This is a genomic window from Janthinobacterium sp. SUN211, from assembly GCF_030587315.1.
Taxonomy (GTDB): Bacteria; Pseudomonadota; Gammaproteobacteria; order Burkholderiales; family Burkholderiaceae_D; genus Janthinobacterium; species Janthinobacterium kumbetense.
On the sequence record NZ_JAPWIC010000006.1, the window covers coordinates 391570 to 404892 of the forward strand.

The 13323-nt window shown below is 63.5% G+C and carries 12 protein-coding genes; 1 reads left to right on the plus strand and 11 read right to left on the minus strand.

The genetic code is table 11. The features are described from left to right. Positions 1-13 precede the first annotated feature (13 nt). The gene (waaA, locus tag O3301_RS21600) at positions 14-1291 is read left to right on the plus strand and encodes a lipid IV(A) 3-deoxy-D-manno-octulosonic acid transferase (protein WP_305057454.1); all 1278 of its coding nucleotides are present in this window, start codon (positions 14-16) and stop codon (positions 1289-1291) included. On the opposite strand, the gene O3301_RS21605 is transcribed toward waaA, so the two are convergent. The 11 genes from O3301_RS21605 to miaB all read right to left on the minus strand — a co-directional run bounded on the left by O3301_RS21605 (position 1288) and on the right by miaB (position 12703). Beyond that, positions 1288-2211 (minus strand): M48 family metallopeptidase, encoded by a 924-nt coding sequence (locus tag O3301_RS21605; protein WP_305057455.1) that lies wholly within the window; start codon positions 2209-2211, stop codon positions 1288-1290. The genes waaA and O3301_RS21605 overlap by 4 nt on opposite strands. Positions 2212-2255: 44 nt before the next feature. After that, complete coding sequence (locus tag O3301_RS21610; protein ID WP_034746739.1) at positions 2256-2996, minus strand: 1-acyl-sn-glycerol-3-phosphate acyltransferase; 741 nt, start codon at positions 2994-2996, stop codon at positions 2256-2258. A gap of 16 nt (positions 2997-3012) precedes the next feature. Further along, positions 3013-3600 carry a D-glycero-beta-D-manno-heptose 1,7-bisphosphate 7-phosphatase gene (gmhB, locus tag O3301_RS21615; RefSeq protein WP_289913217.1) on the minus strand — a complete coding sequence of 196 codons (588 nt, stop codon included), beginning with the start codon at positions 3598-3600 and terminating at the stop codon, positions 3013-3015. Then, entirely contained in the window at positions 3600-5702 is a 2103-nt protein-coding gene (gene glyS / locus O3301_RS21620; RefSeq protein ID WP_305057456.1) for a glycine--tRNA ligase subunit beta, read from the minus strand. Before glyS ends, gmhB begins: the two co-directional genes overlap by 1 nt. A gap of 39 nt (positions 5703-5741) precedes the next feature. Further along, the gene (glyQ, locus tag O3301_RS21625; RefSeq protein ID WP_034780177.1) at positions 5742-6659 is read right to left on the minus strand and encodes a glycine--tRNA ligase subunit alpha; all 918 of its coding nucleotides are present in this window, start codon (positions 6657-6659) and stop codon (positions 5742-5744) included. A gap of 147 nt (positions 6660-6806) precedes the next feature. Then, positions 6807-8387, minus strand: coding sequence for an apolipoprotein N-acyltransferase (lnt, locus tag O3301_RS21630; protein ID WP_305057457.1), 1581 nt, complete (start codon positions 8385-8387; stop codon positions 6807-6809). A 16-nt stretch (positions 8388-8403) separates the two neighbouring features. Further along, the gene (locus O3301_RS21635; protein WP_071075558.1) at positions 8404-9282 is read right to left on the minus strand and encodes an HlyC/CorC family transporter; all 879 of its coding nucleotides are present in this window, start codon (positions 9280-9282) and stop codon (positions 8404-8406) included. 117 nt (positions 9283-9399) lie between these two features. Then, positions 9400-9822 carry a DUF4259 domain-containing protein gene (locus O3301_RS21640; protein ID WP_305057458.1) on the minus strand — a complete coding sequence of 141 codons (423 nt, stop codon included), beginning with the start codon at positions 9820-9822 and terminating at the stop codon, positions 9400-9402. A gap of 4 nt (positions 9823-9826) precedes the next feature. Continuing rightward, the gene (gene ybeY / locus O3301_RS21645) at positions 9827-10291 is read right to left on the minus strand and encodes an rRNA maturation RNase YbeY (RefSeq protein ID WP_099666559.1); all 465 of its coding nucleotides are present in this window, start codon (positions 10289-10291) and stop codon (positions 9827-9829) included. Further along, entirely contained in the window at positions 10275-11339 is a 1065-nt protein-coding gene (locus O3301_RS21650; protein WP_099666560.1) for a PhoH family protein, read from the minus strand. The genes ybeY and O3301_RS21650 overlap by 17 nt, the downstream gene beginning before the upstream one ends. Then, on the minus strand, positions 11336-12703 hold the full coding sequence (gene miaB, locus O3301_RS21655) for a tRNA (N6-isopentenyl adenosine(37)-C2)-methylthiotransferase MiaB (RefSeq protein ID WP_289900320.1): 1368 nt from the start codon (positions 12701-12703) through the stop codon (positions 11336-11338). The genes O3301_RS21650 and miaB overlap by 4 nt, the downstream gene beginning before the upstream one ends. Between the last annotated feature and the right edge of the window lie 620 nt (positions 12704-13323).

Genomic DNA, 13323 nt, shown 5'->3' on the forward strand with positions numbered 1-13323 from the left:
ACATCAAACAAACATGCGACTTCTTTATACCCTTGCCTGGTGGCTGGCCTTGCCCCTGGTGCTGGCGCGGCTGTGGCTGCGCGGACGCCAGGAACCCGGCTACCGCCAGCATTGGGGCGAGCGTCTGGGCTTTTACGGGCGCCAGGCCACACCTGCCCCCGACACCATCTGGCTGCACGCCGTCTCCGTCGGCGAGACGCGCGCGGCCGAGCCGTTGATCGATGCGCTGCTGGCCGCATGGCCCGCGTGCCGCATCGTTCTCACGCACATGACGCCGACGGGGCGCGCCACGGGCAAGGCCCTGTTCGCGAAACACGGGGCGCGCCTCGTGCAAAGCTACCTGCCGTATGACACGGGCGCCATGCCGGCCCGTTTCATCCGCCATTTCGCGCCGCGCATCTGCATCCTGATGGAGACGGAAGTGTGGCCGAATTTGATCCACCAGTGCAATCGCTACAAAGTACCCGTGGTGCTGGCCAATGCGCGCCTGTCGCAGCGATCGCTGGGCAAGGCGCAGCGCCTGGGGAAACTCATCGCCGATGCGGCGCGCGGCATCACCCTGGTCGCGGCGCAGACGCAGGACGACGCCGATCGCGTACGTCAGCTGGGTGTGCAGGACGTGGTGGTCACGGGCAGCATCAAGTTCGACGTCGTCGTGCCCGAAACGGCGCTGGCGACAGGCGCCTGGCTGCGCGGCGCCATCGGCACACGTCCCGTGCTGCTGTGCGCCAGCACGCGCGAAGGGGAAGAGCAGCTGATCCTCGATGCTTATACCCGCGCCAGCCTGCCCGCGAATGCACTGCTGTTGATCGTGCCGCGTCATCCGCAGCGCTTTGACGAGGTGGAAAAACTCATCGCGGCGCAGGGCTTGGCCGTGCAGCGCAGGTCCGGTCTGGGCCAGGATGGCATCGTGGCTGCGGGCACGCAGGTGCTGCTGGGCGACTCGATGGGCGAGATGTTTGCGTATTACGCGGCCTGCGATTGCGCTTTCGTGGGCGGCAGCCTGCTGCCGCTGGGCGGGCAAAACCTGATCGAGCCGGCGGCCCTGGGCAAGCCCGTGCTGATCGGCCCCCACACCTTCAATTTTGCGCTGGTGACCGAACAGGCGATTGCCGCCGGCGGTGCCGCGCTGGTGGCGGACGCCGACGCGCTGATGGCGCAGGCGGCGGCCCTGCTGCAGGATCCCGCGCGCCTGGCGGCCATGGGAGAAAAAGCGCTGGCGTTTGCCAGCCAGCACCGGGGCGCCACGCCGCGCACGATCGCTGCGATCCAGCCTTTGCTGCCAGCTTAATTGAACAGGACTGGTAATTCCTGCGAGCGTTTTCTGAGCGCCTGCTTGGCCCCATCGTAATCGGGATAGATCGATTCCACGGTGGCCCAGAAGCGGGGGCTGTGGTTCATTTCCAGCAGGTGCGACAGTTCGTGCGCCACCACGTAGTCGATCAGCGGCAGGGCGAAATGGATCAGGCGCCAGTTCAGGCGGATCTTGCGCTCGATGGTGCAGCTGCCCCAGCGCGTGCCGGCCGACGACAGCGACAATGAATCGTAGCGCACGCCCAGCTTGTCCGCATACACGTCCAGGCGCGCCTCGAACAGCTGGCGCGCTTCGTGCTGGAACCAGCCCTTCACTTTTTCCTTCAACTGCTGTTCGCTGCCCGTGGGCGTAACCCATACGTGCAGCTCATTCGTCTCGCGCTGGAAGCTGGCGCGGTGGCGCGGCGCCTGGTGCAACCGCAAGGTAATGTCGCCGCCGAGGTAGGGCAGCACGGCGCCATCGACCCAGGCCACGGGCGGGCGCTGCTGGCGCTGCACCTTGCGCTCGCCCCGTTCCAGCAGTTTCGAGACGATCCAGCCTTGCTTGGCGCGGATGGCGTTGTCGATTTCGGCCAGGGTGACGCGCTTGGGCGCCGTGACGCGCAAGCCGTTATCGTCGATCATGAAGCCGATGGAACGGCGCGTGGAACGGCGCAGGGCAAATTCGACGAGGTGGCTGTCCAGTTGCAGCTGGCGCAGTGGCGGGCCATCGGCGGTGCGTGGCGGGGAAGGCAGGGGAGGCGGGGCAGGACGAGCGATGGGGGGCGCGAGTGCCACTAGCGGTGGCGCCACGGGCGGCGCTGGCGGTGCCGTGGGGCGCACCGCCGGGGGCGTGCTGGTCGAGACGTCATGCGCGAACAAATCCAGTTGCTGGTCGCCGACCCTGATGGTCTTCATCTGCTGGCGCAGTGTCGGCTCCTGGATGACCGCGCTGATGCCGTCTAGCCAGCGTTGTAGGCGTGAGGCGAAATGACGCGCATTTCTGATTCTATCCAATTTTCCACCTGTTGCATCATGCTGTCCGGGGTTTGCCCTTCCGGCGAAATCGGTTTGCCTATCGAGACGGTGATCAGTCCCGGGCGTTTGAGGAATGACTGCTTGGGCCAGCATTCGCCTGAATTATGCGCAATCGGCACCACCACGGCGCCCGTGGCGATAGCCAAACGCGTGCCGCCGCTCTTGTACTTGCCCGCCTGGCCCACGGGAATGCGGGTACCTTCAGGGAACATGATAATCCATTGGCCATCTGCCAGGCGGCGCTTGCCATGCGCGACGACGCTCTTGAACGCATGCTTGCCCTGTTTGCGGTCGATGGGGATCATGCGCAGCAGCGCCATGGCCCAGCCGAAGAAGGGGATGTACAAAATCTCCTTCTTGAACACATATACGAGCGGACGTGGCAGGCTGGGAAGCAAAAAGATGGTTTCCCAGGCCGACTGGTGCTTCGAGAGCACGATGGCCGGCGCATCGGGGAAGTTCTCGGCGCCCTTGACTTCATAGCGGATGCCGCAAATGACCTTGGCACACCACAGGATAAACACGTTCCAGCGCGAGGTGACCCAATAGCGCTTGTTATAGCTCAATGGCGCGGCAAAAAAGCACACGCAGGCCCAGACGATGGTGGCCACGATCATGATGATCATGAACAGCAGGGATCGCAGGAACAGGGAAATATTACGCAATGCGGTTCTCCGAAGATTAGATACTGAATGCCACGGTGGGCACCGCTGCCGCCGGCGCCTTGAGCAGGTGGCTGACGACGGCGGCCAGGTCGGGGAAGACCTGGGTGCCAGGCGGCAGGCCGCCCGTTTCATTGGTCTTTTCGCCTTTGCCCGTCAAGACCAGGTAGGGCACGCAGCCGCTAATGAAGCCTGCCTGCAGGTCGCGCAGCGAATCGCCGACCGTGGGCACGCCTTTCAAGCTGGTGTTGTAGCGCTGCGATATTTCATGGAACATGCCCGGTTTCGGCTTGCGGCAATCGCAATTGTCCGCGCCCGCATGCGGGCAAAAGAAGATGGCATCGATATCGGCGCCCACTTGCTGCGCCAATGTGTGCATCTTCTGGTGGATCGCGTTCAAGACCGTCATGTCGAAATATTCGCGCGCGATGCCCGACTGGTTCGAGGCGATGACGACGCGATAGCCTGCCTGGTTCAGGCGGGCGATCGCTTCGAGCGAACCGGGGATCGGCAGCCATTCGGCGGGCGACTTGATGAAGTCCGGCGAGTCATGGTTAATGACACCGTCGCGGTCGAGAATAATCAGCTTCAGCGCCGGCGTGCCCATTATGCCGCCAGCTTCGAAATGTCTGCCACGCGGTTCATCATGCCGTGCAGCGACGACAGCAAGGCCAGGCGGTTGTTGCGCAGGGCGACATCCTCGGCCATCACCATCACGTCGTTGAAGAAGCCATCGACATCGTCGCGCAGCTGCGCCAGCGTTTGCAGGGTGCTGGTGAAGTCGCCCTTGGCGAAGGCCGCGTCGACTTCCGGCTGCACGCGCGAGACGGCGGCGGCCAGTTTTTTCTCCGCCTCGTCCTGCAGCAGCGCCACGTTGACGCCGCCGGCGGCGACCTGGCTCACGGCTTCTTCGTTCTTTTTCAGGATGTTCGTGATGCGCTTGTTGGCGGCGGCCAGCGAGGCGCTTTCCGGCAGGGCGGCAAACGCCTGCACGGCTTCCAGGCGCTGCACGATGTCGTCCAGGCGGTCCGGGTTTTGCGCCACGACGGCTTCGATTTCATTCGGCGAAAAACCGCGCTCGCGCAGGATGCCGCGCAGGCGATCCAGCATGAAGGTGGTGACGTCCGCGACCGGGTCCTTGAAGCCGGGAACGGCTGCGAACTGCGCGGCGGCATCGGCCAGCAAGCCCTGGATCGACAAAGGCAAGCGTTTTTCCAGCAGCATGCGCAGCACGCCCAGGGCATGGCGGCGCAGCGCGAATGGATCCTTGTCGCCCGTCGGCGCCAGGCCGATGGCCCAGATGCCGACCAGGGTTTCGAGCTTGTCGGCCAGCGCCACGGCGGTACCGGTGGCGGTCGATGGCAGGCTGTCGCCGGCAAAGCGCGGCTGGTAATGTTCGGAGGCGGCCAGCGCCACTTCCTCGGCTTCGCCGTCATGGCGCGCGTAGTACGTGCCCATGATGCCTTGCAGCTCGGGGAATTCGCCTACCATGTCGGTCAGCAAATCGGCCTTGGCCAGCAGGGCGCCGCGTTCGGCCAGGGCGACGTCATATTGCAGCTTGGCGGCGATCGCGCCGGCCAGCGACTTGACGCGTTCTGTGCGGGCCGCTTGCGTGCCGAGCTTGTTGTGGTAGACGACATTGGCCAGCAGCGGCAGGCGCGATGCCAGGGTTTTCTTCTTGTCTTGCTCGAAGAAGAACTTGGCGTCGGACAGGCGCGGGCGCACGACGCGCTCATTGCCGCCGATGATGTGTTCAGGGGTGTCCGTTTCGATGTTCGACACGATCAGGAAGCGCGAGCGCAGCTTGCCTTCGCTGTCCGTCAGGGCGAAGTATTTCTGGTTCGTCTGCATGGTGAGAATCAGGCATTCCTGCGGCACGGCCAGGAATTCTTCCTCGAAGTGGCACTCATACACGACCGGCCATTCGACCAGGGCCGTGACTTCATCGAGCAGCGCTTCGGGCATCAGCACCTGGTCGGCGCCGGCCTTGTCCAGCAGCTGGGCGCGGATGCGCTCCTTGCGTTCTTCGTTGCTGGCGATGACGCTGGCGTTGAGGATCAGCGACGGTGCATAGTTCTCGGCGTGCGCAATGGTGATCGGCGCGCCGTCGGTGAGGAAGCGGTGGCCCAGGGTGGTGCGGCCGGCCGTCAAACCCAGCAAGGTCAATGGCAGGATATTGATGCCGTGCAGGGCGATCAGGCTGTGGGCCGGGCGCACGAATTGCACGGTGCTGCCGTCCGGGCGCTGATAGCTCATCAGCTTTGGAATCGGCAGCTTGGCGGCCGACTCGGCCAGGGCAGCTTGCGCGCCCGTGGCGAGCTGGCTGCCGGGTGCCGTGTAGGTGTAGAAGAAGCTTTCAGCCTTGCCGTCGGCGGCGCGTTCCAGCTCGGCCACCGTCAGCTCGGGGAAACCCAGCGCGGCCAGTTTCTTGGCCAGCGGCGGCGTGCCGTTGCCGTTCGCGTCCAGCGCCACGGAGACGGGCAAGACTTTTTCGCGGATCGATTTATCGGGCGAGACTTCGCGCACGTTGGTGATGGAAACGGCCAGGCGGCGCGGCGAGGCGTAGCTGGTGGCGACGCTGTCGGCTTCCAGGAAGTCGCGCGCTTTCAGTCCGTTGACGATGCCGGCCGTGAAGGCGACGCCCAGTTTGGCCAGCGCTTTCGGCGGCAGTTCTTCGGTCAGCAGTTCGATGAGCAGTGTTTGGTTCATGGTGTTCTTGTCTGGTACGGCGGTGTATGAGCTAGGCAATCAAGCGGCGGCGGGTTGGTCTGCGGCGGGCAGCATCGGGAAACCGAGGCGCTCGCGCGAGTCGTAATACGCTTGCGCCACCAGGCGCGACAGGGTGCGCACGCGGCCGATGTAGGCGGCGCGTTCCGTCACCGAGATGGCGCCACGCGCATCTAACATATTGAAGCTGTGCGAAGCCTTCATGATCTTTTCGTAGGCGGGCAGGGTCAGTTGCAGTTCGATCAGGCGCTTCGCTTCCGCTTCGTAGTTGCCGAACTGTTCGAACAGCAGGTCCGTATTCGCGTGCTCGAAGTTGTAGGTCGATTGCTCCACTTCGTTCTGGTGGAAGACGTCGCCGTAGGTCAGTTTTTTCGTGACCCCGTTCTCTTCCCACTCGGTCCACACCAGGTCATACACGTTTTCCACGCCTTGCAGGTACATGGCCAGGCGTTCGATGCCGTAGGTGATTTCGCCCAGCACGGGCTTGCAATCGAGGCCGCCCACTTGCTGGAAGTAGGTAAATTGCGTCACTTCCATACCGTTCAGCCAGACTTCCCAGCCCAGGCCCCAGGCGCCCAGGGTCGGGCTTTCCCAGTCGTCTTCGACGAAGCGCACGTCATTCTGCTTCAAATCCAGGCCCAGCGCGGCCAGCGAGCCCAGATACAGGTCGAGGATGTTTTCCGGCGCGGGCTTGAGCACCACCTGATACTGGTAATAGTGCTGCATACGGTTCGGATTTTCGCCATAGCGGCCATCTTTCGGGCGGCGCGACGGCTGCACATACGCGGCGCGCCAAGGCTCCGGGCCGATCGCGCGCAGGAAGGTGCCGGTGTGGAAGGTGCCGGCGCCGACTTCCATGTCGTAAGGCTGGAGCAGGGCGCAACCTTGCTTGTCCCAATAGGTTTGCAAGGTCAGGATAATTTGTTGAAATGTGAGCATCGTATGAGTTCGCCGCGCGGGAGGCTGCGCTTTGTTAAGGTTTGCTTGAAGCCCGGACACATGCTTGGAAGCGCGTCCGGGCCGGGGTTTTGCTAATTTTAGCGGTTTTTACGGGCCCACTGTGACTCTTCGGGCAATATCTGCCGCTTATTGCTGCGCGGCGCGGCCACGGCGGGCGGCGCGCGACAGCAGGAAGGCCGTCAGCAGGGCCAGCGCGGCCAGGGCCAGCACCAGTTTGTTGCCGTAAAGAATGTATGGCGTCATGCCGCCCATGCCTTGCACCTTGGCCGCCAGGGTGGCTTGCTGTTCCGGCGGCAGCAGGCTTTGCACCACGCCCTTGCCGTCGATGACGGCGGTGGCGCCCGTATTCGTCGAGCGCAGCATCGGGCGGCCCGTTTCCAGGCTGCGCATCTGCGAGATCTGCAGATGCTGCGGGATGGCGATCGAGTCGCCAAACCAGGCCAGGTTCGAGATATTCAGCAGCACCGATGCCGACTGCTTGCCATTGCGGTGGGCGCTGACCAGCTGGCCGGCGATTTCCTCGCCAAACAAGTCTTCGTAGCAGATATTCGGCAGCACCAGCTGGTCGCGCACGGCCAAAGGCGCTTGCACCTCGGCGCCGCGGCCCATGTCGCCCAGCGGGATGGCCATCATGGCGACAAACCAGTGCAGACCGGGCGGCACGAATTCGCCGAACGGCACCAGGTGGTGCTTGCGGTACTGGTAATACGGTCCCGGCGTGCCGTTGGGCGTGATCCCCACGGCCGCATTGTAAAAGCGCTGCTGCTCGTCGAGCACGGGCATGCCGACCAAAATCGAGCTGCCCGTCTGCCGCGCATACGTCGCCAGGCTATCCAGATAGCCGGGCGGCAGCTGGTGCGGCAGCACGGTGACGGCCGTTTCCGGCGTGGCGATCAGGTCGGCCGGCGCGCTGGTGATGGCGCTTTGGTACATCTGCAGGGCGCCCAGCACAAAGCCGGGGTCGAATTTCTGCTGCTGCGGCACATTGCCCTGCAGCAGGCGCACCGTGATCGGGCGTCCGACCGGGTGCGTCCACGCCACATATTGCAAGCCGATGCCGGCCGCGTACAGCGCGATCAGGCCGCCCAGCGCGAACCAGCGCGTGCGGTGCGTGAGCAAGAGCAGGGCGCCGGCCGACAGCGCCGCCAGCCAGCCCAGGCCATAGGCGCCGACGATGGGGGCGAAGCCGGCCAGCGGGCTGGCGTTGTGGGCGTAACCGGTAGCCAGCCACGGGAAACCCGTAAACAGCCAGCCGCGCGTCCATTCGAACAGGGTCCAGGTCGCGGGCAGCACCAGCAGGGTCATGGCGGGCAGGGACAGCACCCAGCGCTGGCGCAGCCAGGCGGCCGCGCCCATGGCCAGGGCCACGTAAATGGCCATCAACAGGGCCAGCAGGGCCACGGCGACGGCGGCGATCGGCGCGGCCATGTCGCCATAGCGGTGCATGGAGATGTACAGCCAGTGCGTGCCGGCCGCGCACCAGCCGAAGCCGTAGGCCCAGCCGATCAGCGCGCCGCCCTTGACGCTGGACGAACGCAGCACCTGGTAGAACAGCACGCCCAGGCTGAGGATTTGCAGCGGCCAGTAGCCGAAAGGGGCGAACGCCAGCACGGCGACGGCGCCGGCGATGGCGGCAGTCAGCATGCGCGCCCAGGTGCTGCGGGGCGGTTTGGCGGGGGCGTTGGGGTCGGCGCGTCTGAAACGCATTTACAGGACGCGCATGTCAGAGTTCCAGTTCCGGCACGTTGGGCAGGCGCTCGACGAGCAGCACGTGCACCTGGCGCGCATCGGCGCGCAGCACCTCGAAGCGCAGGTTGCCCAGGTCGAAAATATCGCCCTTGTGCGCCATGCGGCCCAGGTACTTCGACACGAGGCCGCCGATGGTGTCGACGTCGTCGTCCACCAGGTGGCTGCCCACTTCTTCGTTGAATTGTTCGATCTCGGTCAGCGCCTTGACGCGCCAGCGGGGGCCGAACTGGCCTTCCTTCAGCGAGAGGATATTGTCCTCGGCTTCGTCGAAGTCGTATTCGTCCTCGATATCGCCGACGATCTGTTCCAGCACGTCTTCGATGGTGATCAGGCCGGCGACGCCGCTGTATTCATCGACGACGATGGCCATGTGATTGTGGTTGGCGCGGAAATCGCGCAGCAGCACATTCAGGCGTTTCGATTCGGGGATGAAGATGGCGGGGCGCAGCATGTCGCGGACGTCGAAAGTTTCTTCTGCGTAATAACGCAGCAAGTCTTTCGCCAGCAGGATGCCGATGACCTTGTCGCGCTCGCCTTCTATCGCGGGGAAGCGCGAGTGGGCGGTGGACAGGACTTCCGGCATCCATTCCTCGATCGGCTTGCTGATGTCGATGACATCCATTTGCGAGCGGGGAATCATGATGTCGCGCGCACAGAGATCCGATACCTGAAACACGCCTTCGATCATCGACAGGGCGTCGGCGTCGATCAGCTTGCGTTCATGCGCATCGTGTAGAACATCGAGCAATTCTGCACGGTTCTCTGGCTCGGGGGAAATGAGTGCGGTCAGGCGTTCAAACAGTGACCGGTGGGGCTTGACGTCAGTTCTGACGCCACTAGGGTGCTCGGGCATAGGAGGCGTGAGCCGTTGTTGCGAAGGGATATAGGATACACCAAAAGTGGGGGAATACCGGATTTCCCCGCTTTTGATGCAAATTTAATACGTTGAAGTGCGCCGTTGCCCGATGTTTTACGCGGCGTCCGGGCCCAGCACGCGTGCGCGCAAGGCCGCCACGTCGGCTTGCCAGTCGGCGAAATGCTCGCTGTCCTGCCACAGCTGGCGCAGTTCCGACGACTCGGCCGTGATGCGCTCGAAGGCCAGGCGCGCCTTGTCCAGCAGCGGCGGCGTCACCTTCCTCTTGCAGGCGGCGACCCACTCGTCCACTTCCGCCGTGGCCGGATCGTCCTCGCCCGGCTTGCCCAAGAGGCGCGCGATCACTTCCAGCGCGGCCAGCGCTTCGGCGGCGAACGGCGCTTCCAGCTCCGTTTCCTGGCTGTCGATGACGTTGTCGAGCGTCGCCTCGACCAGTTCCAGGGTTTTATATTCGTGCAAGTCCTGCGCCCAATCCATGGCGTAGTCGTTGCCGAAGGCGTCAGTGGCCCAGGTTCCCATGGTCTTACTCCTTGTACGGGTCGGTGATGCCGAGCTTGGCCAGGATGTCCGTTTCCAGGCCCTCCATTTCGGCCGCTTCTTCGTCATCCATGTGGTCGTAGCCCTGCGCATGCAGCACGCCGTGCACGATCAGATGGGCCGTGTGCTCTTCCACGCTTTTCTTCTGCTCCGCCGCTTCCTTTTCCAGCACGTCGGTGCACAGGATGATGTCGGCGCGTGTCGGCTCGTCGTCGCTTAATTCTTCGCCTTCGTTGTAGGCGAACGTCAGCACGTTGGTGGCGTAGTCCTTTTCGCGGTAATCGCGGTTCAAGGTACGGCCTTCTTCCGCGTCGACGAAGCGGATGGTGAATTCGGCGGGGGCGAACAGGGCCGCCTTGACCCAGCGGCGCACTTTCGGGCGCGTGATCAGGGTTTCCAGGCGGGCGTCCGGATATTGCACGGACAGGGACAGTTTATTTTTTTCGGACATTTTTGGCGGCAGCTGGTTTCAACAAGGGGAGTAACTGGGCGGCGTCGGCGTTGGCCGCCTGCGCCGTTTCATAGGCGTCGACGATGCGCGCGACGAGCGGATGGCGCACCACGTCGGTGCTGTTAAATTGCGTGAAGCCGATGCCGCGCACGTCTTTCAATACGTGCACGGCGTCGATCAGGCCGCTCGTCTGGCTCTTGTGCAGGTCGACTTGCGTGACGTCGCCCGTGACCACGGCCTTGCTGCCGAAGCCGATGCGCGTCAAAAACATCTTCATCTGTTCGACGGTGGTGTTTTGCGCCTCGTCAAGGATGACGAAGGCGTGGTTCAGGGTGCGCCCGCGCATGTAGGCCAGCGGGGCGATCTCGATCACCTGTTTTTCAAACAGTTTTTGCGTGCGGTCAAAGCCCAGCAAATCATACAGCGCATCGTAGAGGGGACGCAGATACGGGTCGACCTTTTGCGCCAGGTCGCCCGGCAGGAAGCCCAGGCGTTCGCCCGCTTCGACGGCGGGGCGCGTCAAGATGATGCGCTTGACGGCGTCGCGTTCGAGCGCGTCGACGGCGCAGGCGACGGCCAGGTAGGTTTTACCCGTACCCGCCGGGCCGACGCCGAAGCTGATGTCGTGTTCGAGGATGTCGCGCAGGTAGGCGATCTGGTGCGGCGTGCGCCCGCGCAGGTCGGCGCGCCGGGTTTTCAGCACGGGGCTGGCGATATCCGGCTCGACGAAGGTGCTGACGGGTGCGTTGGCGTGGTGTTCCGAGGCGGCGGACAGGCCCGCACGCTGTTCCACCAGGGCCAGCTGCACTTCTTCCAGCGGCACGACCTTGTTGGCGATGGCGTAGAACTGCTCGAGGATTTCCACGGCGCGTTCGGCATTGCTGCCGCCGACGATGAATTTCTCGCCGCGGCGGAAGATCGTCACGTCGAGGGCGGCGGAAATCTGGCGCAGGTTTTCATCGAGGGGGCCGCACAGGTGCGCCAGGCGCGTGTTGTCGAGCGGCTCGGGGATGAAGTAATGCGGCTGTATCGGGGCTTTGGTTTTCAACTGGCTCTTTTCAATGCGGGTGCGCTGGCGACGAGTTCGCCGCGCAGGGTGTAGGAATGGCTTTCGGTGATGCGCACGTCGACCAGCTGGCCGATCAGTTGCAAACCGTCAGGGCCGGCGTCGAAGTTGACCACGCGGTTGTTTTCCGTGCGGCCTTGCAGTTCGCTGTCATTGGTGTCCTTCTTCGAGCGGCCTTCGACGAGGATGGTTTGCACGGTGCCGACCATGGCCAGGCTGTATTTGCGCGTGTTGGCGTCGATGGCCGCCTGCAACTGTTGCAAGCGAGCCAGTTTGACGTCATGCGGCGTGTCGTCTTCCAGGCTGGCGGCCGGCGTGCCGGGGCGCTTGCTGAAGATGAAGCTGTAGCTGTTGTCGAAGCCCACGTCGGCGATCAGCTTCATCATGGCGTCGAAGTCGGCCTGGGTCTCGCCGGGGAAGCCGACGATGAAGTCGGACGAAATGGCCATGTTCGGGCGCACGGCGCGGATGCGGCGGATGATGGACTTGTATTCGAGGCCCGTGTAGCCGCGCTTCATGGCGCCGAGCACCTTGTCGGAACCGTGCTGCGCGGGCAAATACAGGTGGTCGACCAGCTGCGGGATCTTCGCATAGGCATCGATCAGGCGCTGCGTGAATTCCTTCGGGTGGCTGGTGACGAAGCGCATGCGAGCGATGCCGGGGATGTCGGCCACGTATTCGAGCAGCAGGGCGAAGTCGGCGATCTCGCCGCCTTCCATCGCGCCACGGTAGGCGTTGACGTTTTGCCCCAGTAGGGTGATTTCCTTGACGCCCTGGGCGGCCAGGCCCGCCACTTCCGTCAGCACGTCCTCGAAGCGGCGCGACACTTCCTCGCCGCGCGTGTAGGGCACGACGCAGTAGCTGCAATATTTGCTGCAGCCTTCCATGATGGACACGAACGCCGAGGCGCCTTCCACCTTGGCCGGCGGCATGTGGTCGAACTTTTCGATTTCCGGGAAGCTGATGTCCACTTGCGCGTCGCCGCTGGCGCGGCGCAGCTCGATCATCTGCGGCAGGCGGTGCAGGGTTTGCGGGCCGAAGACCATGTCGACATACGGCGCGCGCTTGACGATGGCGTCGCCTTCCTGCGACGCCACGCAGCCGCCCACGCCGATCAGCAGGTGCGGCTTGGCCAGTTTCAGCTCGCGCAGACGGCCCAGGTCGGAAAACACTTTTTCCTGCGCCTTTTCGCGCACGGAGCAGGTATTGAGCAGGATCACATCGGCATCTTCCGGCGTGTCAGTGCGCACCAGGCCATCGGAGGCGCCCAGCACGTCGGCCATCTTGTCCGAGTCGTACTCGTTCATCTGGCAGCCGAAGGTTTTAATGAATACTTTTTTCTGCATGGCGTCGGGTGCTTATCGGTAAATGTGGCGGCAAATAAGTGGGACAAATAATGGAGCAAATCAGTGTGGCTGCAAATAAGCTGGGCAGGGGGCTTGCGCTGTGCGCCGCTCGGGGCGGGAGGCGGTGGATGACCGGCCGGGCGCCTCTGGCTGCCCGGCGGCAGGCTCGCTGCAAGTTCAGGCCATAGTTTAGCGTAAATCGCCGGGGCGGGCCATGTTGTGCTTACCTTGCCGACAAGGTTGTCGCCTGTATATGTGGCCCTGCATCGTGATGCTCAAAAGCATTTATTGCCGTGCGACACCATTGATTTGTAACAAGTTGCTGCAAAGCCTTGTGTGCGCCCGCTGGCATCCTAATGTGTTGAAATAGCATCGTTGCCAAGCCAACCAGCAGCTTGATTGATATTTAACAATCAGGAAGTTTGCGCGAGGCGCAGATGCCGCGTGTTTGGGCTAGTATATTGCCTTATATGCAATTCATTTCAGTGGATTGCACGTGCTTTTACTCACGCGGCAAATTGCGTACGTTGGCTGGGCGTGGCTGTGCGAGTCCTGTGCAGGCAGTGCGATACGGAGGAAAGGCGGGGGAGGGCTGAATCCGATGACAGACGTTTATTTGA

What these genes read in the sequence shown, in the direction of transcription:
- waaA (WP_305057454.1), top strand. Translation starts at nt 14, where the DNA reads ATGCGACTTCTTTATACCCTTGCCTGGTGGCTGGCCTTGCCCCTGGTG.
- O3301_RS21605 (WP_305057455.1), bottom strand. Translation starts at nt 2,211, where the DNA reads ATGAAGACCATCAGGGTCGGCGACCAGCAACTGGATTTGTTCGCGCAT.
- gmhB (WP_289913217.1), bottom strand. Translation starts at nt 3,600, where the DNA reads ATGGGCACGCCGGCGCTGAAGCTGATTATTCTCGACCGCGACGGTGTC.
- glyS (WP_305057456.1), bottom strand. Translation starts at nt 5,702, where the DNA reads ATGAACCAAACACTGCTCATCGAACTGCTGACCGAAGAACTGCCGCCG.
- glyQ (WP_034780177.1), bottom strand. Translation starts at nt 6,659, where the DNA reads ATGCTCACATTTCAACAAATTATCCTGACCTTGCAAACCTATTGGGAC.
- lnt (WP_305057457.1), bottom strand. Translation starts at nt 8,387, where the DNA reads ATGCGTTTCAGACGCGCCGACCCCAACGCCCCCGCCAAACCGCCCCGC.
- O3301_RS21635 (WP_071075558.1), bottom strand. Translation starts at nt 9,282, where the DNA reads ATGCCCGAGCACCCTAGTGGCGTCAGAACTGACGTCAAGCCCCACCGG.
- O3301_RS21640 (WP_305057458.1), bottom strand. Translation starts at nt 9,822, where the DNA reads ATGGGAACCTGGGCCACTGACGCCTTCGGCAACGACTACGCCATGGAT.
- ybeY (WP_099666559.1), bottom strand. Translation starts at nt 10,291, where the DNA reads ATGTCCGAAAAAAATAAACTGTCCCTGTCCGTGCAATATCCGGACGCC.
- miaB (WP_289900320.1), bottom strand. Translation starts at nt 12,703, where the DNA reads ATGCAGAAAAAAGTATTCATTAAAACCTTCGGCTGCCAGATGAACGAG.